The sequence below is a fragment of the Sphingobacterium lactis genome, from assembly GCF_011046555.1.
GTDB lineage: Bacteria > Bacteroidota > Bacteroidia > Sphingobacteriales > Sphingobacteriaceae > Sphingobacterium > Sphingobacterium lactis.
The window spans coordinates 1,225,485-1,247,215 of the sequence record NZ_CP049246.1 but is presented as its reverse complement, the minus strand read 5'-3'; the positions used below and the strand labels follow the sequence as shown (position 1 = coordinate 1,247,215).

Annotated in this window: 21 protein-coding genes; 9 read left to right on the top strand and 12 right to left on the bottom strand. The window is 46.9% G+C overall.

Annotated elements, in window-relative coordinates; all coding sequences use genetic code 11:
* Positions 1–93: 93 nt before the first annotated feature.
* The 5 genes from G6N79_RS05440 to G6N79_RS05420 all read right to left on the bottom strand — a co-directional run bounded on the left by G6N79_RS05440 (position 94) and on the right by G6N79_RS05420 (position 6,803).
* Complete coding sequence (locus G6N79_RS05440; RefSeq protein ID WP_103907933.1) at positions 94–1,887, bottom strand: acyl-CoA dehydrogenase family protein; 1,794 nt, start codon at positions 1,885–1,887, stop codon at positions 94–96.
* A gap of 72 nt (positions 1,888–1,959) precedes the next feature.
* Positions 1,960–3,132 (bottom strand): acetyl-CoA C-acyltransferase, encoded by a 1,173-nt coding sequence (locus G6N79_RS05435; RefSeq protein WP_103907932.1) that lies wholly within the window; start codon positions 3,130–3,132, stop codon positions 1,960–1,962.
* Between the two features lie 297 nt (positions 3,133–3,429).
* Entirely contained in the window at positions 3,430–3,792 is a 363-nt protein-coding gene (locus G6N79_RS05430) for a four helix bundle protein (RefSeq protein WP_103907931.1), read from the bottom strand.
* Positions 3,793–3,903: 111 nt separating this feature from the next.
* Complete coding sequence (locus G6N79_RS05425; RefSeq protein ID WP_103907930.1) at positions 3,904–6,330, bottom strand: 3-hydroxyacyl-CoA dehydrogenase/enoyl-CoA hydratase family protein; 2,427 nt, start codon at positions 6,328–6,330, stop codon at positions 3,904–3,906.
* A gap of 26 nt (positions 6,331–6,356) precedes the next feature.
* A complete protein-coding gene (locus G6N79_RS05420) occupies positions 6,357–6,803 on the bottom strand; it encodes a MarR family winged helix-turn-helix transcriptional regulator (RefSeq protein ID WP_103907929.1) in 447 nt (148 codons plus the stop codon).
* Positions 6,804–7,063: 260 nt separating this feature from the next.
* On the opposite strand from G6N79_RS05420, the gene G6N79_RS05415 reads away from it, so the two are divergent.
* Positions 7,064–8,026, top strand: a complete 963-nt coding sequence (locus G6N79_RS05415) for an isopenicillin N synthase family dioxygenase (protein WP_103907928.1) — start codon at positions 7,064–7,066, stop codon at positions 8,024–8,026.
* A 207-nt stretch (positions 8,027–8,233) separates the two neighbouring features.
* On the opposite strand, the gene G6N79_RS05410 is transcribed toward G6N79_RS05415, so the two are convergent.
* Both G6N79_RS05410 and G6N79_RS05405 read right to left on the bottom strand, forming a co-directional pair.
* On the bottom strand, positions 8,234–9,001 hold the full coding sequence (locus G6N79_RS05410; protein WP_103907927.1) for a porin family protein: 768 nt from the start codon (positions 8,999–9,001) through the stop codon (positions 8,234–8,236).
* Positions 9,001–10,131: a PCMD domain-containing protein gene (locus G6N79_RS05405; RefSeq protein WP_103907926.1), complete on the bottom strand. Its 1,131-nt coding sequence runs from the start codon at positions 10,129–10,131 to the stop codon at positions 9,001–9,003. Before G6N79_RS05405 ends, G6N79_RS05410 begins: the two co-directional genes overlap by 1 nt.
* Positions 10,132–10,509: 378 nt before the next feature.
* On the opposite strand from G6N79_RS05405, the gene G6N79_RS05400 reads away from it, so the two are divergent.
* Positions 10,510–11,568, top strand: a complete 1,059-nt coding sequence (locus G6N79_RS05400) for a sensor histidine kinase (RefSeq protein ID WP_103907924.1) — start codon at positions 10,510–10,512, stop codon at positions 11,566–11,568.
* Positions 11,569–11,571: 3 nt separating this feature from the next.
* Positions 11,572–12,261, top strand: a complete 690-nt coding sequence (locus G6N79_RS05395) for a LytR/AlgR family response regulator transcription factor (protein ID WP_103907923.1) — start codon at positions 11,572–11,574, stop codon at positions 12,259–12,261.
* Here the strand turns inward: G6N79_RS05395 and G6N79_RS05390 are convergent.
* Positions 12,258–12,617, bottom strand: coding sequence for an MmcQ/YjbR family DNA-binding protein (locus G6N79_RS05390; protein ID WP_103907922.1), 360 nt, complete (start codon positions 12,615–12,617; stop codon positions 12,258–12,260). The two genes, G6N79_RS05395 and G6N79_RS05390, sit on opposite strands and share 4 nt — an antisense overlap.
* A gap of 169 nt (positions 12,618–12,786) precedes the next feature.
* On the opposite strand from G6N79_RS05390, the gene G6N79_RS17520 reads away from it, so the two are divergent.
* The 5 genes from G6N79_RS17520 to G6N79_RS05365 all read left to right on the top strand — a co-directional run bounded on the left by G6N79_RS17520 (position 12,787) and on the right by G6N79_RS05365 (position 17,329).
* Positions 12,787–13,320, top strand: coding sequence for a transposase (locus G6N79_RS17520; protein ID WP_206517946.1), 534 nt, complete (start codon positions 12,787–12,789; stop codon positions 13,318–13,320).
* Positions 13,321–13,343: 23 nt separating this feature from the next.
* Positions 13,344–14,225 carry an IS3 family transposase gene (locus G6N79_RS05380; protein ID WP_164527197.1) on the top strand — a complete coding sequence of 294 codons (882 nt, stop codon included), beginning with the start codon at positions 13,344–13,346 and terminating at the stop codon, positions 14,223–14,225.
* A 482-nt stretch (positions 14,226–14,707) separates the two neighbouring features.
* On the top strand, positions 14,708–15,364 hold the full coding sequence (locus tag G6N79_RS05375; RefSeq protein WP_160003643.1) for a phosphatase PAP2 family protein: 657 nt from the start codon (positions 14,708–14,710) through the stop codon (positions 15,362–15,364).
* Positions 15,364–15,756, top strand: coding sequence for a GtrA family protein (locus tag G6N79_RS05370; RefSeq protein WP_234993157.1), 393 nt, complete (start codon positions 15,364–15,366; stop codon positions 15,754–15,756). Before G6N79_RS05375 ends, G6N79_RS05370 begins: the two co-directional genes overlap by 1 nt.
* On the top strand, positions 15,746–17,329 hold the full coding sequence (locus G6N79_RS05365) for a glycosyltransferase family 39 protein (RefSeq protein WP_103905395.1): 1,584 nt from the start codon (positions 15,746–15,748) through the stop codon (positions 17,327–17,329). Before G6N79_RS05370 ends, G6N79_RS05365 begins: the two co-directional genes overlap by 11 nt.
* Before the next feature lie 67 nt (positions 17,330–17,396).
* Here the strand turns inward: G6N79_RS05365 and G6N79_RS05360 are convergent, their stop codons facing one another.
* A complete protein-coding gene (locus tag G6N79_RS05360) occupies positions 17,397–17,963 on the bottom strand; it encodes a thioredoxin family protein (RefSeq protein ID WP_103905646.1) in 567 nt (188 codons plus the stop codon).
* Between the two features lie 191 nt (positions 17,964–18,154).
* Here G6N79_RS05360 and dnaK point away from each other — a divergent pair, with 191 nt between their 5' ends.
* On the top strand, positions 18,155–20,077 hold the full coding sequence (gene dnaK / locus G6N79_RS05355; RefSeq protein ID WP_103905396.1) for a molecular chaperone DnaK: 1,923 nt from the start codon (positions 18,155–18,157) through the stop codon (positions 20,075–20,077).
* A 160-nt stretch (positions 20,078–20,237) separates the two neighbouring features.
* Here the strand turns inward: dnaK and G6N79_RS05350 are convergent, their stop codons facing one another.
* The 3 genes from G6N79_RS05350 to G6N79_RS05340 form a co-directional block, all read right to left on the bottom strand.
* Positions 20,238–20,438, bottom strand: a complete 201-nt coding sequence (locus G6N79_RS05350) for a helix-turn-helix transcriptional regulator (RefSeq protein ID WP_103905397.1) — start codon at positions 20,436–20,438, stop codon at positions 20,238–20,240.
* Positions 20,435–20,905, bottom strand: a complete 471-nt coding sequence (locus G6N79_RS05345; RefSeq protein ID WP_103905398.1) for a hypothetical protein — start codon at positions 20,903–20,905, stop codon at positions 20,435–20,437. Before G6N79_RS05345 ends, G6N79_RS05350 begins: the two co-directional genes overlap by 4 nt.
* An 87-nt stretch (positions 20,906–20,992) precedes the next feature.
* A complete protein-coding gene (locus G6N79_RS05340; protein ID WP_103905399.1) occupies positions 20,993–21,670 on the bottom strand; it encodes a TIGR02117 family protein in 678 nt (225 codons plus the stop codon).
* Positions 21,671–21,731 lie beyond the last annotated feature (61 nt).

Genomic DNA, 21,731 nt, shown 5'->3' with positions numbered 1-21,731 from the left:
TTTAAATTTCAATGCCCATCATTTGGCGTGTCACATTATCTTAACGAAAAAAGCCCCGTCACCGGGGCTTTCTCTCATAATCAACCTTAATACTTAGAAACAGTATTTATTTTCTTCAATCAACTTCTTCGCAATGCGCTGACGAGCTTCCTTCACATTGAATGGCCCAGCCTTCGTAAAGCGGCGTAGACCCACCAACATCATGTTCAACTCATCGCCCTCACCGAAGGAGTACAACGCTTCTTTACCAGCGGCATTCACTTTATCGACGGCTCCATACAGGTACACCCGCGCCATATCGGCAGCATAATCTGCATGTTCGCCAGGTTGGGTATGCTGTAGCTTCTCGGCACGTAGCAATACCGATTCCGCAACATATACATAGCCGATAATATCAGCGATATTCATCAAAATCTCCTGTTCTTTGGATAGGGACATCATTAACTTCTGAACCGCAGCGCCCGCGATCATCAATCCGGCTTTCTTCAGGTTCGCAATGATTTTCTTCTCTGCTGCAAAAGGTGTTTCATCCTCCGCGCCGAAGTCCGGAATGGACATCAATTCACCCGCAACAGCCTGTGCTGGACCCATCAAATCCAATTCACCTTTCATCGCACGCTTCAATAACATATCTACAACCAATAGGCGGTTAACCTCGTTGGTTCCTTCGAAGATTCTGTTGATACGTGAATCACGGTAAGCACGCTCCATCGGTGCATCTGCTGAATAGCCCATACCACCATAGATCTGCACACCTTCATCCACCGTATAATCCAACATCTCCGAACACCATACTTTAATGATCGCACACTCAATCGCGAATTGCTCTACGGATTTCAGTTTTGCTTTCGCCTCGTCCATACCGCCGGCAACCAATGCTTCGTACGCATCGTCGATATTCTGACCGGCACGGTACGCTGCAGACTCATTGGCAAACAAACGTGTTGCTGCTTCTGCCAATTTATAGCGGATAGCACCAAACTTGGAAATCGGCAAATTAAACTGTACACGCTCATTGGCATAATTGATCGCTGTCGACAATACCGCGCGCGCCGAACCAATTGTTGCAGCACCCAGTTTAATACGTCCGATATTCAAGATATTCACGGCAATCTTGAAACCGTTTTCCCGTTCGGAAAGCATGTTCTCTACAGGAACTGGTGTATCGTTAAAGAATATCTGGCGTGTTGAGGATCCCTTGATTCCCAATTTGTGCTCTTCCGGGTTCATCGTGATGCCACCGAAATCCTTCTCCACGATAAAAGCGGTAAGGTTCTTATCGTCGTCAATTTTCGCGAATACGATGAATACATCGGCAAAACCACCGTTTGTGATCCACATCTTCTGACCATTGATCAGGTAATGGGTTCCTTCGGCATTTAATTTCGCAGAGGTACGGCCGGAGTTTGCATCCGAACCGGAGTTGGGTTCTGTCAAGCAATAAGCTGCCTTCCATTCACCGGTTCCCAATTTAGGGATGTACTTCGCTTTTTGCTCCGCATTTCCATAGTAAAGGATCGGCAAAGTACCGATACCTGTATGTGCGGACAGCGCAACGGCAAAGGAGAATCCTCCGCCTACAGCATCCGCCACCAACATGGATGTATTGAAGCTCTTTCCGAAACCACCGTATTCCTCAGGGATCGAAACACCCAACATGCCCAACTCGCCGGATTTATCCATTAAGCTCTGCATCAGGCCTTCTTCCTGCGCATCGATGCGCTCCAATTTATTCAACACTTCCGTATCCAGGAAATCCAGACAGGTCTGACGAATCATCTTCGCCTCTTCATCAAATTCTTCCGGAATAAAAATATCTGTATAGGGAGTTTCACGAATTACGAACTCTCCTCCCTTAATGGCCTTGTTTTTTACTTCTTCACTCATAATATTTGGATTTATGCGCTAACCGGGTTTCCACCCGATCCTTATAATTTTGATTATTCTTTGTTGATCAGCCTATAGCAATTCGAAGATACCTGCCGCTCCCTGCCCCGTTCCGACACACATCGTTACCATACCATATTTCTTGCCGCGGGCTTTCAGTTCATTCAATACCTGCACGGTCAGCTTCGCTCCGGTACATCCCAGTGGGTGCCCTAAAGCAATTGCTCCACCATTCACATTGACCTTCTCCTCATCCAATCCCAATTCCCGGATAACGGCTAGGGATTGCGAAGCAAATGCTTCATTCAATTCGAATAGATCGATATCTTCTTTTTTCAATCCAGCTTGTTCCAGCGCCTTTGGAATTGCGACAACTGGTCCGATACCCATAATCCGTGGCGGCACGCCTGCAACGGCATAGCTGACCAATTTGGCGATCGGTTTCAAGCCCAATTCGTTCATTTTCTTTTCCGAAACTACCAAGACAAAGGCCGCACCGTCGGAAGTCTGCGAGGAATTCCCTGCCGTAACGGATCCCTTTGCATCGAAGACCGGACGCAACTTGCCCAATGCCTCCAACGAGGTGTCCGCACGTGGTCCTTCATCCGTATCCACAACATATTCACGGGTCGCCATCTTGCCGTCTTTCACGTAATTCTCCTTGATGGTAATCGGCACGATCTGATCCTTGAAACGACCGGCTTTGATTGCTGCAACAGCCTTTTCATTCGACTTCAGCGCAAACTTATCCTGATCTTCGCGGGATACGTTATAATCCTTGGCCACCGCTTCCGCCGTTAAGCCCATCCCCCAGTACCAGTCCGGGTGATTTTTAGAGACTACCGGATTCGGCACGATCTTCCAACCGCCGAACGGCATCCCCGACATCACCTCAACACCACCGGCGATGATCATATCGGCCATCCCCGACTTGATCTTAGCCACCGCCGTAGCAATGGTCTCCAGACCCGAGGCACAGTACCGGTTCACGGTAATCCCCGGAACCTTATCTGTATCCAATCCCATCAGGGAAATAAAACGTCCCACGTTAAGACCCTGCTCAGCCTCCGGCATGGCATTCCCAACGATGACGTCATCAATATCATCTTTATTAACATTCGGCACTGACGCCATCAAATACTTGATCACATCCGCCGCCAAATCATCCGCACGCGTAAATCGGAATCCTCCTCTCGGCGCTTTTCCTACTGCGGTACGGTATCCTGCTACAATGTATGCTTCCATCTTTTAGATATTAGATGTGAGATATGAGATTTGAGATATTAACTCGCAAAAATCACCGCCTCACATGATTGTATTTTTTTAGATATTAGATGTGAGATAGGAGATTTGAGCTATTAACTCGCAAAAATCACCGCCTCACATGATTGTATTTTTTTAGATATTAGATGTGAGATATGAGATTTGAGATATTAACTCGCAAAAATCACCGCCTCACATGATTGTATTTTTTTAGATATTAGATGTGAGATATGAGATTTGAGCTATTAATTCCCAAAAATCAGCTCCTCACAAATTGTCTTATTTAAAATTTTTAGCAAGTTTCCTTTGGAAACCATATATCATTTTCTGAATCTGAGTCAACTCCAAATAGATAACTTCTGCTTGTTGCTTATTTATCATATTTAGCTTTGCCGCTATCAGTATCTGAGTCAATAGCTCATAAGAAGATCCCGAGGCCATTCCTAAAAAATGGTAAAATTCCTTATCGGTATTTCGTCCTGCACCTTCCGCTATATTTGAAGCTATTGAAACAACCGAGCGTTTGATTTGAGATGCCAACCCGTACTTTTCTTCCGGAGGAAGATCTGATACAACCTGGAACACAAGAACGGTAAGTTCCATTGCCCTATGCCATACCTTTAATTCTTCCAATTTATGCATGATATCTACTGATTAGCTGCCTTGCCCAAATTCACTATTCCATCCCCCAATAACAGTCTTTCTATCTCAAATCTCACATCTCAATTCTCAATACTTGGAATTAAGCTCCGCTTAATTCCTTAACGGTTTCCCCGTTGTCAGCATCGCTTGGATTCTTTCCAGGGTTTTTCGTTCGGCACATAGCTCCACGAAGGCTCTGCGTTCCATATCCAGGAGGTATTGCTCATCGACTTCGGTAGGTTGTGCCAGGTCTCCACCGCACATGACCCAACCGAGTTTCTCGGAGATTTTCTTGTCGTGCTCGGAGATGTAGTGGCCGGCTTCCATCGAGGATGCACCCACATAGACGATGCCCAGACCTTGGTTACCCAACACTTTGATGTCCTTGCGGCGTGCCGGCTGCACATAGCCTTCGTTTGCCATTTCCAATGCTTTTGCTTTCGCATCGGCCAATAGGCGTGCACGGTTCATCGTGATGGCATACTTTCCTTCCTGCAGATAGCCCAGCTCGAACGCTTCAACCGCCGAGGTAGAAACTTTTGCCTGACCGATCGTCAAGAAACGGTCTTTCAGGAAGTTCTGATCGATCTGATCCGGACGGAAATCATCGGATGCACGCAATGCGAACTCCTTGGATCCACCGCCACCCGGAATCACACCAACACCGAACTCTACCAATCCCATGTACGTCTCGGCATGCAGCTGTACAAAGTCAGCATGCATCGAGAACTCACAGCCGCCACCCAATGCCAATTGGAAAGGTGCAGCAACTACAGGGATCGCGGAGTAGCGTAGGCGCATCGACGTATCCTGGAACATCTTAACGGCCATATTCAACTCGTCGTAGTCCTGCTCAACCGCCATCATAAAGATCATCCCGATATTCGCTCCGGCAGAGAAGTTCTTTCCATCATTGGAAATCACCAATCCACGGTATTCTTTTTCTGCTAGATCAATCGCCTTGTTCAAGCCCTGGATCACATCGCCACCGATGGTATTCATTTTGGTGTGGAACTCACAGTTTATAATGCCATCACCAAGGTCGATAATGGACACGCCGGAGTTCTTCCAGATTGTTTTTGACGCACGGATGTTATCCAAGACAATCAGATCTTCGGTACCCGGGATCGCTTTATAGGACTTGGAAGCGATATCGTAATACTGGCGTACGCCATTTTCTACTTTATAGAAGCTTTCGCAACCGGCGGCCAACATATCGTGGACCCATTGTGCAACCTCGCCTGTCTGACCAGGAAGACGCTTCTCTTCTTGTTTTATCTTTTCAATGGTTTCCTTCACACCTAGGGCATCCCATACCTCGAAAGGCCCCAATTCCCAACCGAATCCGGCACGCATGGCGTCATCGATACGGAAAAAGTCGTCGGTAATTTCCGGAACACGGTTGGAAACATACTCGAACAATGGATAGTGCATGGCGCGGAAAAGCGTAGCGGCTTTATCCGTTCCCTGCTCGTATACCTTCATGCGCTTGCGGATATCTTCCACTTGTTTTGTAGCATCCAAGGTGCTGGATTTCACCTTTTCCTGTTTGCCATAGGTCAGGGTCTTCAGATCCAAGGATAGGATTTCAGAGTTTCCTTTGTCATCCTTAACCTTTTCGTAAAATCCTTTCTTGGTCTTCTCCCCCAACCATTTATTTTCCACCATCTTGGTGATAAAATCAGGGAGGATAAAGACGCCTTTGGCCTCATCATTCGGCGCATTCTGCTCCAAACCTTTGGCCACATTCACCAATGTATCCAAACCGACTACATCCGCAGTACGGAAGGTTGCCGATTTCGGGTGACCCATTGCAGGGCCGGTAAATTTATCAACCTCTTCAACTTTCAGGTCCAACTTCTCCACGAGGTGCGTCACGGCAAGCATGGAATACACACCTACACGGTTTCCGATGAATGCTGGGGTATCCTTACACAACACCACTGTTTTTCCCAACATCTTATCGCCGTATTCCATTAGGAAATCCACGACCTCTTTGTTGGTATGTGGGGTTGGAATAATTTCCAACAGCTGCAGGTAACGCGGCGGGTTGAAGAAGTGCGTCCCACAAAAATGTGCTTTGAAGTCCTCGGAACGGCCTTCCGCCATCAAATGGATCGGAATACCCGATGTATTGGAGGTAATCAAGGTACCAGGCTTTCTGTGTTGCTCTACTTTTTCAAATACGGACTGTTTAATATCCAAACGCTCCACGACCACTTCGATTACCCAATCTGCCTGTGCAATCTTGTGCATATCATCGTCAAAATTACCGGTCGATATCCGACTGGCGAATGATTTGCTGAATAAAGGCGCAGGGTTTGATTTGATGGCTGTGTCCAAGGATTGGTTCACAATGCGGTTCCTTACCACCGGGCTCTCCAAGGTCAATCCCTTGGCTTCTTCTGCCGGCAGCAGCTCCCGCGGAACGATATCCAACAGCAAGACCTCTAAACCGATATTAGCAAAGTGGCAGGCAATTCGGGAACCCATAACTCCGGATCCCAATACAGCTACTTTTTTAATATTTCTATTCATATCACGTATATTTTCTTTTTTTTAATCTAAGATTCTATCTGGACCGCTGGTGTATAATTGGTGGCCACTTCGTTCACACGCTGTAGCAACTTCACCAAGGTGGCTTTTTCTTTTTCCGTAAAGGAAGTGTTCAGGTGCTCATTGAACTCACGAACGACATCCTTGGCGATCTTACGCTTCTCACGCCCCAATTCCGTCAGGTACACCTTTACCGATCGTTTATCCGTATCGCTCGTCTCCCGATAGATGAATCCCAAACTTTCCAGATTGTTCAGCACCCGGGATAGCGAAGTGGTCTTCACACCGGTTGAATTCGCAATCTGTGAAACTGGTGTTCCATCGCGGTGGATATTGATCAGGATATAGCCCGCAGCCTGCGTAAAGCCATGCTGAGAGGCAATCACATTGTACTTATTGGCAACCGTCTGCCAAGCAGTCTTCAAAAAATAGTCTATGGTATTGTCTTGGCTCATATCAGGGTTATCTACTTATTTATTATGCAAGCATAACAAATTTAAATTTTTGAAATGATAATTCAAACACTTTTGTAAATTTTTAATAAATACTTGACACAAATGAATCACTAGGGTAAAACAATTCACCAGCGAAGCAGTTGTGGAAAACTTTTATAAACTGAAAACCATATATTTATAGGGAATAATCCATGGTTTACCCACAGTTATCAACCATTGATTTCATTATTACGTTAACTTTGTATTAAATATCAAGAATTATGGCTTTAGTAAATATTCCAAGATTAGATTTGCAGCATTACACGGAAGGTACTGCTGAACAACGTCAGCAGTTTGTCCAGGACATCGGCAAGGCTTTCAATGAAACAGGTTTCGTCACCATTGCAAACCATGGCCTCTCCAACGAACTGATTGATGAGCTCTACCAGGTAGTAAAGGCCTTTTTTGAACAACCTAGCGATATCAAGGGGAAATATGAATTTCCTGAACTTGCTGGACAGCGTGGCTATACCTCCAAGGGTAAGGAAAAAGCCAAGGATTCCAAAACGCCGGATCTGAAGGAATTTTGGCAACGCGGACAAACGATCGTCGGTGAAGAATATTCAAAAGCTGATTTTCCGGACAACCCTCAAGTGGAAGAGCTGCCTCGTTTCAATGAAGTCACCGCAGAGATCTATAAAAAATTGGAAGACGCCGGCAGAAACTTGCTGAAGGCCATAGCGACGTACCTAAACCTACCCGAAGACTATTTCGAACAGTATGTTATCAACGGGAACTCCATATTACGTGCAATTCACTATTTCCCGATTGAAAATCCGGACAGCATCCCTGCAGATGCCGTTCGTGCGGGTGCACATGAGGACATCAACCTAATCACCCTGTTAATTGGTGCGAGCGCCGATGGACTCGAAGTTTTGACAAAGGATGGTGAATGGTTCGCCATTAAAGCAAAAGGGGAAGATATCGTAGTCAATGTAGGCGATATGTTGCAACGCTTGACCAACAATAAATTAAAATCAACAACACACCGTGTTGTCAATCCACCACGTGAACTGATGAAAACCTCACGTTATTCCGTTCCATTCTTCTTACATCCAAAATCCAGCATGAGCTTGGCTTCCTTGGAATCTTGCATCGATGCCGAACACCCAAAAGCCTACGAAGATTATACCGCTGGCGAATACCTGGATGAACGCCTAAGGGAAATTGGGTTGAAGATGTAGTTTTTGAGATGTGAGATTTGAGATATGAGATGTGAGATAGAAAGGGGGCGTTTATATTGTGATGGGGAAGGGAAGAGAAGGGGATGATGGCTTAATTTCAAATTGCATGTTAAAATAAAAGATAAAAAAGACGCTGGGATTTCTTCCAGCGTCTTTTTTTGAACCTATTGTTGGTGTGCGGGTGTATTTTTGTATTTGTGTATGCTGTTACCAGAGGCGCATGCCTACACCGACATTCAAGAAGATATTGTGGAGGTCGAAGCTGATGCTTTCGAATCCGGTTTTCATAATGCTGTTAAAGCCATAATCAAATTGGGCTGTGGCATAATAGCGTTCTGCGAAGTCATATTTGCCACCCAGGCTTATGCCGACATCTACTTTTCGGATGTGTTTCTTGAAGTCATATGCGGCATCCACGATCCCAACTTTTTCACCCGTAGGGTCACCATCGCGGATATAGCCCTCTTTTGCCAGTCCGTAGAATTTGCGCTGTACAGCCATCGAAATATAAGGTCCTGCTTGCAGGCTCCAGTTGGAATTCAATTGGTAATTCGCCAAGATGGGTACCGTCAGGTATAGGTTCTCCACATTGGTGGTGATATCTCCATAATAATACCCACTGACATTTTGGTTCGGATCCTCATCGGCGTTGAAAGTTGTTTTGTAGCCCTTCACTTGGGCATCGGTTTTCATTCCTTTTCCTTCGAAGATAAAGCCGGTCCGGATTCCCCACTTTTCGGAAATACCGTATGCGACCTTTGCTCCGACAAAGAATGGTAATGCCGGTTTGTAGCTGTTTATTTTCCTGATTTCCGCCGGTAGACCCATTGGAGAGGCACCCCCAATTTTCGTTCCTGCTTCTACATCCAAAGTCAGCTGTCCCTTTTGCAGCTCCTGAGCCTGTAACCGACTGCCAAGTACCATCAAAAGAAAAACGAACAGCATTGGCTTGCTATATGTTAAGATTAATTGCATTATTTTACGTTGATTTTTAATTGATCCACCACTAATTTACTTCCTACGGCCCCTTGAAATATTGCACCGTGCTTACTGGAAGAGAGCACAATCGCTATACTGTAGCGGTAGGCATCCACATCTGCCTGTTTATATTCACGCTTGAAGACAAAGGGCAGCTCAAATTTCTGCATACCCGTTCCTGTTGTTGGTCCAGCATCTTTCAGCTGCGCCAATGCAATGATATGCGGGCTTGTCAGCACATCTTTATCATCTAGCCACGTTCTATTCGGATATTCCTCATCCTTTGCGGTCGCCTCCATGAGGGCAACCCGATCGAAGAGCACGGCATAGATATCACATTCATCCTGTACATTGACAGTATTTCCATCCTTATCGATGACCTTTGATCCCGGAGCATACAGGTAATACCCTGTTAAGGAAACAGGCACTTTATTGAAAGGCAATCCAAAGCGTGTCTGTATGTCCACAATGCTCTTGGTGAACATGGATCCGATGAATAGGTTACCGGCGGCGATGGGCTTTTTGACCAAGGCGCCTAAGAATCCCGTTGACTTGGTCTCCAGGTAAGCGGCATGTTTTCCACTGGTCACATATTGCTGCAAATCCGTCACCTGGGTTGGGTAGGTTGCGTTGGTCGGGTTACTGCCTGCGGTGAGTGCGAATCCGGAATTTCCGGAAGCCCATAGGTTCTGGGGAATCCCGGCTACCTCTTCGTAAAAGTAGACCCATTGGCGCTTTTCATCCTGCCCGAACAGTTCGAAGTCGAAGTTTTCCGGCACGGAGGATTCCAGGAGCGTAACGGTGTATTGTTTTTTGTATTGCCCATCTTCGGAGGTCACCTCATAGGTCACCGGCACGGAGAAATCCTGAACGGACCCTGCCGCGGGAACCGACGTGGCGCCTGCTGTCAGATCGAAATCCAGGGCAAATTCCTGCAGATTCAGGGTTCCTGGCTTCACATAGACCACAATATTGCGGTTGTTGATGATCGGTTGGGCATTGATCAGGCTGTCGGCAATATGGACCGCTGTAATATCGGCTTCCATATTCCGTGCCTCATCTTTTATACAGCTTGATAAGAAGAGAAAAAGTCCGAGTACGGACCAGAGTAATTGTTTGTACGGCATCGTAATACGTGTTAATAAAAAATAGTGCCTCGGCGTTTGGGTGGCCGAGGTTCGCCAAAGGTAACCTTATTGGTTAAATGTAGCCCCTAATTGTGTGCTTTAAGACATCTATTTTACAATTGGGCCAAATTCATCATTTCTTTCCACCGGTTCGTCACATATTTTTTTATGCATCCCCTTCCCTGCGTATTCTTGTCGAAACAATGCACATAGCGATGATTTTCAACACCCTTGTTCAACTCATATTCCAGCTGTTTTCCACAGGCCAACCCGTTCAAACCGTGGATACCATACCGATTTACCACATGGATGCGCGGCGGTCGGAAAATCCTTTTGACGCTAACTCAACTATTTTATTAATTTTAAACCTACAGCAACATGAAAACTACAGCAAAAACCACCGGGAAAACTACCATGCGTAAGAAAATAGGCATCGAGATCCTGGTCATATTATTATCCACAGGTGCACTGACCCTATTTGGTTTTGCAATCAGCCCCGCGATGGGGATGTTCTTTATGCTGATTCCCTATGCGTATATCCTGTATGCAGTAAACACCTACTACATCCTGCATTTCCATTACGAGAAGCGGATTAACCTAATCGAGTACATGATTTTAGCGTGCTGCCTTGGCTTTATAGCTTCGATTCCCTTCGTGCTGTTTCTGTTGGCGGGAGCACCCTATTGGCATAAGGAATTCCTCTTCTTTTTTATCCTGTACTTCACGATAGCCACTTCGTTATCCTACCATTATTATTTCAAGAATAGGGCGAGGAACAGTAAGGTCCTTAGGCTGCAGCGGGATCTTGGCCAAACCGACGCTGAATTTAAGCTGATGCAATCGCAGGTCAACCCGCACTTTCTTTTCAACGTGATGAACAGCATCTATGGGTTGGCGCTGCAGGAGAATGCCACTAAAACGGCCGATAGCGTGCAGCGATTAAGTCAGATGATGCGCTTTATGATCTTCGAGAACCAACAGGAACAGATTTTATTGTCCCGCGACCTGAGCTACCTGAACGAATACATCGCCATCCAGAGTCTCCGTACGGAAAACGTGCCTACGGTAAAGATCGAATCCGATATCGTCGATACCCTGAGCGACCTGTACATCACGCCCATGCTATTGATTCCCTTTGTGGAGAACGCCTTTAAGCATGGCATCAGCATGACGCAACCTTCCTGGATCCGGGTGAATGCCGATCTGGTCGACAACCAGCTGAAGTTTTCTGTATACAACAGCATCCATCAGGCGCAAGGAATAGACCTGGAACGGACAAAATCGGGCATTGGCCTGGAGAATGTGCGGAACAGGCTGGAGCTCACTTATCCGGATCGCTATATGTTGGTTATCGAACAGAATCAGCAGGAATATTTTGTTTTCCTAACGATCGATCTGGACACCGGTAAAACTCAATCCTCCACCAATCCCCAATAGATCATGATCCGAGCCATAGCCATCGACGACGAACCCCTAGCCCTGGATATCCTGAAAAGGTTTGCCCAGCAGGTCCCCTACCTGAATCTGGAACGCACCTTTCTGAACCCCCATGAGGCCAAGGCCTATCTGGCGGCGGAGGAAATCGCGCTCATTTTTCTGGATGTTCGGATGCCCGACATGAACGGCATCGATCTCTTCCAAAGCCTGGAACAGAAACCATTGGCGATCTTTTCTACAGCTTATACGGAATATGCGCTATCGGGTTTTGAACTGGAAGCAGTGGATTACCTGCTCAAGCCCTATACTCTGGAGCGATTTGAGAAGGCATGTGCCCGTGCGAAGGAATTGCTGGAGCTGAAGGGGATCATCGATACCAATCCCTCTTTCTTTGTGAAGGATGGTTATCAAAAGGTTAAAATAGAACTGCAACGAATCAAGTATATACAGGCGGTAGGCAATTACCTACGCTTTGTTCTGGAGGATCGGGAGGTGCTCGGCAGAATGACCGTTAAGGAATTCCTATCGGAATGGGGCGGCCCTGAATTTCTGCAGGTACATCGCTCCTATGTCATCCATACGGGAGCCATCACGAAACTGGATCGGCATGCCATCTGGATCGGCGACCAGGAAATCCCGGTCGGCGGCAGCTTTCAGGAAGAGGTGAAGATATCCCTTGGCATCACAGGTTAATCCAGCAAACCTTCCTGGCTACGCTTGGGAAGTGATTGTACCACCAGCGCATAGCTGTGGTCAATCAATTTATACAGCTCGCCATCATCGATCTGCCGGTTTGCATGCACCGTGTTCCAATGCTTCTTGTTCATGTGATACCCCGGCAGGACGGTATGCTCATAGCGCTCGCGTAACTCCACCGCATATTCCGGGTCACATTTCACATTGAAGGATAGCGTATCGACCTGATCCAGACCAACCAGCAGGAAAACCTTGCCCACGACCTTAAACACCAACGTATCGGGCCCAAATGGCACTTCCTCGGTCGTTCCTTTCTTGCTGATGCAATATTCTCGCAATTCTTCAATATTCATACCCGAATATAACGCTTTATCACCAAAATTCACCTATTAGCTTGTAAACGTATTGCAGTAGGTTTGCTATAGCTTTCCATCGTTACCTCAGCGTGAAAAGATCAAAAAAATCTTCCACATCACCTGTGGATGTCCAATCCTAAAAAAGCTATACACAAAAACAAAGTGTATGGAAACAATAGAAAGAGAGTTTGAGTTCGCTGAGCGGACCAGTAAGAAGCAGCCATTCGACAAGCGTTTGATCCTCCACATGCTGGATCAGATCGAACTTGGGGTCCCCCGCCGGGACCTGATGGAACAGTACGGTGTCTCCGAAGTGAGCCTGATCCGCTGGATGAAGAAGTTCGGGCGACAGCCCATTGGGGCAAAGCGGTATACCACCGAGCTGAAGCGTTCAGTGATCAGGGCGGTCCAGGACGGGATGAGCGCCTACCGGGCGGGGAACACCTTTGATATCTCCTGCGGTACGGTCTCCAGATGGGTCAGGGAATATAAGGGGGAAAATACCGAACTTAGTTCCCCAGAACCCGATGATATGGCCAACAAGAAACCCGTAGACCCCAAAGAGGCAGAGATCCTGGCCCTGAAGAAGGCCCTGGAATATGCAAACCTGAAGATCAGGGCATTGGATACCATGATCGATATTGCCGAGGAACAGCTCAAGATCGACATCAGAAAAAAGTCTGGTGCCAAGCGGTCGTAAAGATCAAACAGGAATCCCCAGCAATGGGGATCCGTTTGATCTGCGGACTGTTTGGCAGAACAAGGCATGCGTACTATGACCGCCAGTGGCGGGTGCAGGATGTCGGACTGAAGGACGAGATCATCCTGCAGCACGTGCTGCGGATACGCAGCGAACAGAAGAGGATCGGTACCCGGAAGCTGCTCCATATGCTCGCCGGCCCCCTGCAAAAACATGGGATCAGGATCGGCCGCGACTATCTCTTCGCCCTGATGAGGGAGCATTCCCTACAGATCAGGGTCAGGAAGAGGAAGGCGGTCACCACCGATTCGCGGCACTGGATGAAGAAGTACAGAAACCTGATAAAGGAACTTGCGGTCGAGCGCCCCGAGCAGGTCTGGGTAAGCGACATCACCTATGTACAGCTCAACCGGCGCTGGGGATATCTGAGCCTGGTCACCGATGCCTATTCCAGAAAGATAGTGGGCTGGGCGTTCAGGGGCGACCTCTCGGCACAGGGATGTATCGATGCCCTGCAGATGGCACTGCAGCAGAGGCAGTATCCGGGAAAGGGACTCATACACCACTCCGATCGGGGTTCGCAGTACTGTAGCAAAGGCTATGTGGATATCCTACGCACCAACGGGATCGGGGTCAGCATGACCGAGAACGGGGATCCCTATGAGAATGCGATAGCCGAAAGGGTGAACGGCATACTGAAGGCGGAGTTTGACCTCTACGCATCACAGAGTGGCCTGAGGGAGACCACAAGAAAGATCAGGGAGAACATCAGGGTATACAACAACCTAAGGCCCCACGCGAGCTGTGATTACCTCACACCTGAACAGGCACATATGAGGTCAGGTGCGCTGAGAAAGAGATGGAGACCGAAAAAATATCCAATAGTGCAGAAAGAGTTTGTATAGTACATATAGTATTACCAAATTTGCCTGTATAATCAATTCAGAATTAATCCAATAATTTGTATAGCTATATAAGGACAAGACAGGACCTTGTCCGACATGAGAGCGTGGTCAGAGCGGGGTCAGAGCGTGGTGAGAGCGTGGTGAGAGCGTGTCTATAGGACGGTCTCACCTCGGTTGGAATACGCCCGCACCTCGGACGCACCTCGGACAAGGTCCGGCGTTGGGCACCGGCACGCTGTTGTGTTGATTTAAGTAACTTCGCCTCCCCGGTTTGCCAACTTCTCTGTTGCTGCAAATACTTTTTTTTTGGGGGGGTGGTTTCTCCTGTTATTTTCCGTTCAGATTAGGTCTCCTCCAGTATCGGTTAGGTTCTCATTATAATTTGGTAACAAATATTTAAAGTACTGAGCCTCATTACCTAACATTCCGATAACATGGAAAGTTTAATTTTAACTCAACAAATCATTTTTAAGGTTAACCTGATGAATCGTATTCAAAAGCTCTTTTCCGAAAACAGGGGTTTCATCGTTTGTTTTCTGGCCTGGTATTTTATCCTGAGCGGCTATATTTTCTCTCGTCCGGATATACAGGCCTTCCAGCTTACCAATTCCAATCATTCTTTATTCTTTGATTATTTTTTCACCGTAATCACGCAGTTTGGCGATGGGCTGTTTGTGATGACCGTCGCCTTGGTCTGCTTTCTGGTGTGGTCGCGCCGGTTGGGCGTGGCGATTGCCGTTACATATATCGGTTCGGGTCTGATCTGTTCCCTATTGAAGAAAACCTTTCAGGCCTACCGCCCGGGCTATCTCCTGCAGGATGACCCGACCTTCCATGCCCTGTCTTGGATGCCGATGGCTCATCACAACGCATTCCCTTCCGGGCATACGACTTCTGCTTTTGCGCTGGCCGCCACCTTGGCGTTCTTTGCCAAGAACAAGAAAATTGGTCTCCTTGCTTTCGTTTTGGCCTGCTTGACCGGCTATTCCCGGGTCTACCTTGGCCAACACTTTTGGGATGATGTCTGGTTCGGATCCATGTTGGGCATGGGTTTCACCTGTCTATATGCCGTGCTGTTGGCGTACTACACGGACAACAAGTTTACCGTCATTCAATTCCCCAACAATTTCAGGATCTGATGATGTGGAAATTACTCCTTAGCGCGTTGAAATTCGGACTTGTGGGCCTGATCGGGATGGGGATCGACTTTCTCCTTACCTGGATCGCCAAGGAAAAGCTCCATATCAATAAATTCGTTGCCAATGGCATTGGATTCACGGTGGCCGTGTTCAACAATTATATCTTGAACCGCATCTGGACCTTTGCCAACAAGAACCCACAGGTCCTACAACAATTCCTGCATTTCTTGACCATCAGCTGCATCGGCTTGGCCTTGAACACCCTCTTCCTCTACCTATTCCACCAGAAATTAAAACTTAACTTTTATTTCAGCAAGCTGCTGGCCATCGGGATGGTCTTTGTCTGGAATTTTTCGGCTAATCTCATATTCACGTTTAACGATGGAAAATGAATACAGAATAAAACTGCGCTGGCTCATCATTGTTGCCACGGTCATTCGCTGTATCTTCGCGAGCTTTATGGAATTGGGTAATGATGAGGTCTACTACTTCACCTATGCCCAACAACTGGACTGGAATCATTTCGACCATCCGCCGATGGTGGGTTTGGTGATTCGGTTCTTTACCCTCAACCTGCATTGGGTCAATGAATTTTCCATGCGCTTGGGTGCAATTGCTCTATCGGCCTTCAACACTTGGCTGATCGCACGGATCGCGTGTCAGCTGATGAGTCCCCGGGCGGGATTGATCGCCGCAATCCTCTATACGGCATCGCTGTATTCCAGTATTATTTCCGGCCTGTTTATCCTACCGGATTCGGTGGCCAATACGTTCTGGCTGGCGTCCCTTTGGAGTATGCTGTGTATTGTCAATGCCGATGACAGCAGGACCAAGAACAATCAACTGTTGCTATTGGGGTTATGGATTGGCATGGCCTGCCTTAGCAAGGTACACGCCATCAGTCTGTGGGTTGGTTTTTTCGCCTACGTTCTGATATTCGACCGGCGCTTTTTCGGTTTGAAGAATTTCTATTTCAGCATGTTGATCACCGGCATCTGCATCCTCCCCATCCTGGTCTGGAACTATCAGCATGAGTTCATCACCTGGAAATTCCACGGCGAGCGCGTAAATATCCTCGATTCGGGATTCCGTTGGGATTTCTTTGCCCAGGCGTTCTTCGGTCAGTTGTTCTACAACAACCCCTTCCTGGTCTACCTGTACGTCGTGATTTTGGTGCTCCTGTTCAAGAATAGACTGAAGATCTATGGGCTCTCTCCAAAGAGCATACTGCTGTTGTTGTGCTGCTCGTTGCCCATTATCGCGCTGACCATGGGCTTATCCCTCTTCCGGCAGACCCTACCGCATTGGAGTGGCGCCGGATTCTTTGCGCTGATGTTGATATCGGCATTTTGGATCGACCGTCGGGTGGAACTCAATTCCATCCCCAAGATCCGGAAGATCCTCAACCTGCAGCTGAGTTTTACTTTGGTGGTGATGCTGCTGGCCGTTCTGGCCATCAAGTGGTATCCGGGAAACCTCTTTGCTGCCGCCAATGCCGAGGAATTGGGCAAAGGTGATGTGACGCTGGATATGTTCGGTTGGCAGGACTTGATGGAGGAATTTGCCCAGGTCCGCTCGGCGGATATACAGCAGGGAGCTATGCGGGCGGAAGATGTGCTGTTGGTGGACAATTGGTACCCCGCTGGGCATTATTATTTTTATATCGCCAGACCGTTGGGCATCCGGACGATTGCGATCGGGAAACTGACCGACATCCATAAGTTTGCCTGGCTGAACCTGACGGAGCCACCCATACAGCAACATGAAAATGCCTATTACATTGCCCCGTCGAACACCTTTCGGGATCCCGTAGCCCTTTATGCGGATCTTTTCGAAGAAATCCGTTTGCACAAGACTCTCGAACAGCGACGTGGCAACCGGGTCATTCGGCATTGGTACATCTACCAGTTGAAGGGTGCGAAGCAGGTCCTGGGCGACCTCAAGCCTCAGCAGTACCCAAATTAGGGAACGCAAGCCATAAAAAAGGCGGCCTTGATGGGGCCGCCGGGTTATCTTGGTGCAAAGACGTTCCTTAGCTGTTGTATTCAGCCAAAAGTTCGATCAATTCTTTTTGGATTTCGATTCCTTTGTCCTCGTTGTACCACCGTTGGATGGCTTCCTTGATCTCTTCCATGCATTTGCCTTCGGCCTTCATGTTTTCGAACAAAGCCTGGGAGGCAGCCGGACGAGGTCCCCAAATAGCTTTATCATGACCTACGTCATTCCGGATAATCAATTTCGGAATGGATTTACCGCCATTGGTCAGATAATCGTCGATCAGGAAAGGTTCCGTATCGCGCAATTGAATATCCAAGTCGATGTACTCGTTATCTTTTACGATCTGATAGATCTGTGCTACAGAATGCGCGGCGTCTCCACACCACGGCTCCGTAATCAGGATCCAGTGCTGCGGGTCTTTGATGCTATCGATGCAAACTTTCATTTCTGCGGATGGTTCAAATTTTCTTAACCATCTGTTCATGCGGGACCAATTTAATTTGGTGTAATTTAAATAGTCAGCGTTAGTTGAGTATGCTTCGTGTGCTTCTGTATTGTTTAAGATATCCTCGAAGTAACTCAGGTATTCGTCAAAAGTCATGTTGGAATAATTTTCACAAAAATACATATAATTCCAATAAGATTGAAAAAATGACATAATGTCACGAACCCATGACATTTGCCGGTAATTCGTGCCGAATTCGCGCCAAAAAATTAAAAAAAACCGTTTGGCATAAGCGTTGTTAAGTAGAAGGAAACGATTAAACATTTAATAAGATAACAAAACAAGATATGTCAAAAATTATAGGAATCGACTTAGGAACTACGAACTCATGTGTTGCCGTTATGGAAGGTAACGAGCCAGTAGTTATTGCGAACAATGAAGGTAAGCGCACAACACCTTCCATTGTTGCGTTTGTAGAAGGTGGAGAACGTAAAGTTGGAGATCCTGCGAAACGTCAAGCGATCACAAACCCACATAAAACGGTATACTCCATTAAACGTTTTATGGGTGTTACGTATGAAGAAGCGAAGAACGAAATCGCTAAAGTACCTTATAAAGTAGTAAAGGGCGACAACGATACGCCACGCGTAGAAATTGACGACCGTAAATATACCCCACAGGAAATTTCAGCCATGATCCTTCAAAAAATGAAGAAAACGGCGGAAGATTACTTGGGACAAGAAGTATCCCGCGCTGTAATTACGGTGCCTGCATACTTCAACGATGCGCAGCGTCAAGCAACCAAAGAAGCCGGTGAGATCGCTGGTTTGAAAGTTGAGCGTATCATCAACGAACCTACCGCAGCAGCATTGGCGTACGGTTTGGAAAAAGCAGACAAAGACATGAAGATCGTTGTTTTTGACTGTGGTGGTGGTACACATGACGTTTCCGTATTGGAATTGGGTGACGGTGTATTCGAAGTAAAAGCAACCGACGGTGACACACACTTAGGTGGTGATGACTTTGATAACGCTATCATCAACTGGTTGGCGGATGAATTCGCTGATGAGAATGGTGGTCTTGACTTGAGAAAAGATGCGATGGCGCTTCAACGTTTGAAAGAAGCTGCTGAAAAAGCAAAGATCGAGTTGTCCAGCACAACATCTACAGAGATCAACTTGCCATACATCACTGCTGATGCTACAGGTCCGAAACACTTGGTACGCAATTTAACACGTGCTAAATTCGAAAACCTTGTAGGCCCACTTATCGAGCGTACCATTGAGCCTTGCCGTACCGCATTGAAAAATGCAGGTTACAACACATCTGATATTGATGAAGTAATCTTGGTAGGTGGTTCAACCCGTATCCCTGCGATTCAAGACGCCGTGAAGAAATTCTTCGGTAAAGATCCGTCCAAAGGTGTTAACCCGGATGAGGTTGTTGCATTGGGTGCTGCAATCCAAGGTGGTGTATTGACAGGTGAAGTGAAAGACGTATTGTTACTTGATGTAACTCCTCTTTCTCTAGGTATCGAAACTATGGGTGGTGTGATGACCAAATTGATCGAAGCGAATACGACGATCCCGACACGCAAATCGGAGACCTTCTCCACTGCATCGGACAACCAACCATCGGTAGAGATCCATGTATTGCAAGGTGAGCGCCCTATGGCTGCACAGAACCGTACATTGGGACGTTTCCAATTGACGGATATTCCACCGGCACCACGTGGTATCCCGCAAATCGAAGTGGTATTCGATATCGATGCAAACGGTATCATCAAGGTATCAGCGATCGATAAAGCGACCAATAAAGAGCAGAACATCCGCATCGAAGCTTCTTCAGGTCTTTCTGACGAGGAGGTGAAAAAGATGAAACAAGAAGCGGAAGCAAATGCTGAAGCCGATAAAAAGGTAAAAGAAGAAGTTGATAAATTGAATAAAGCTGATGCGCTGGTATTCTCTACTGAAAAACAGTTGAAAGAATATGGCGATAAGATTTCAGCAGATAAGAAAGCTGCTATCGACGCAGGTCTTGAGAAATTGAAAGCGGCATACGCAGCGAAAAATTTCGCGGACATCGATACTGCATCTACTGAATTGGAAGCCGCATGGAACGCAGCATCTGAGGAAATGTACGCTGCATCGCAACAAGGTGCGGGTCAGCAACAACCTCAAGGTGACGCCGGACAGGCAAACAACAACGGCGGAAACCAAGGTGGTGGTGCCGATGATGTACAGGATGTAGACTTCGAAGAAGTTAAGTAGTCGCTGGACTCCAAAACAAAAAAGCCCGATTTTTTAGGAAATCGGGCTTATTTGTTTTGGGGAGATATGAGATGTGAGATTGGAGATGTGCGATAGAAAGGTGGACATGTGGTGGAGATCTTGGCTGAACTCCTGGCTGAGATCTATAGCGGAACCGTGATTAATCGGTGTCTTCCAATTGGAATAGCTCCTCTATATTTTTTTCCAGCACTTTGGATAGCTTGAGGGCCAGCACTGTGGATGGCACATATTTCGCAGCTTCCAGCGCATTAATGGTCTGCCGGCTGACTTGTACGGCGTTGGCCAACTGTTCTTGGGAATACCCCTTGATTACCCGGTGGATTTTAATCGTATTCTTCATTCGGCACCTCCCCCGCGTGCCAATCGGAAATAATTGGTATAGAAAATAATGATGAACAAGACCAGGAACACATGCCCAAAAAATAGCGAAAAGGAGAGGTAGGTCAACCCAAAAATAAAGAGACTAAAAATAATACCGAGGCCAATCATGGCGATTACGGACCACATCCAGCTGTACAGGCGGATATGGTTGATCATTTCGTCATCAATCTTCGTCCTAGCAAATGCAATGCACGCGAGCCCACCCATCAACAGGACGAGCAATAACGTCAATGACATTTCCATACGCTTCATCTTCATAAATACGATTTCACTGTTCAGCGGAATATCCGAATAGATGACAAAGGTGTCCATAAAAAAAGCATTGCTCTCCGACCACTGCATCAATAAATAGAAAACGAAAGAAAGAAAAATCAGCCCTATCCCGATCCATCGGAAATATCCGGGCAATAATGGAATTTTTTTCATACTGTGTTTATAATTTGTTTGATAAAAGTAAAATAAACTTTACACAATGACAAATATTTTTTACAAAATGTAAAAAATACCTAACTATTATCGGTAATGCTGAAGAATTCCTTTATCAAAAACAGTCCATATACCGGAGGGCATATCTGCTTTCTTCAGTGCGTTATTTGTCCAGGTATTGCAGGAATAGAATAAGCTATAGGCGCCTTTAGCTTCATAGAACGCATCATCGTCTCCATATTGCGCTTGGGTTTCAATCAGGATGGGATTGCCGTCCTGGTCCTTATCCAAGGCATCCAGAATGTACTGCTCAAGCACGCGGTACTGTTGGCGATCGATCAGGACCTTGTAACAGTGTTCATCCTCGACCATATTCCTATAGTAGGTGACATGGAGTGCGGTTTCGCCAATGCCAAGCCCGGCAATCAGGGCGGTCTTTAGGGTTAGATCCTTCCATTCCGGGGTATTGAGGTAAAACCCCTTATCGCCCCAACCTATCGAGATATAACGGTGATCTTGTGCCTTCCCCTTGGTGTGTGCCAATGGAAAAACAGTAGTCCAATCCCGAAATTCGGTGCGGATGGGGAGAACGATATCCGTATGCACGCCATTGGAAAGCACATATGCTGTAATGAGCCCATCCTTTTCCTCGTGGGCATGCCCCCTTTTGATCCTGGATAGCACAGCATCGGCAGCGAAATAAACCGCTGCGAATACCAAGATACCACCCAATATAGCGCCTAAAACCACCATTATTTTACGCATCAGCTAAAGATTAAAAGTTAAATATTGCGAAAAGTAGCGTAAAACAGAAATGGCGGGGAAA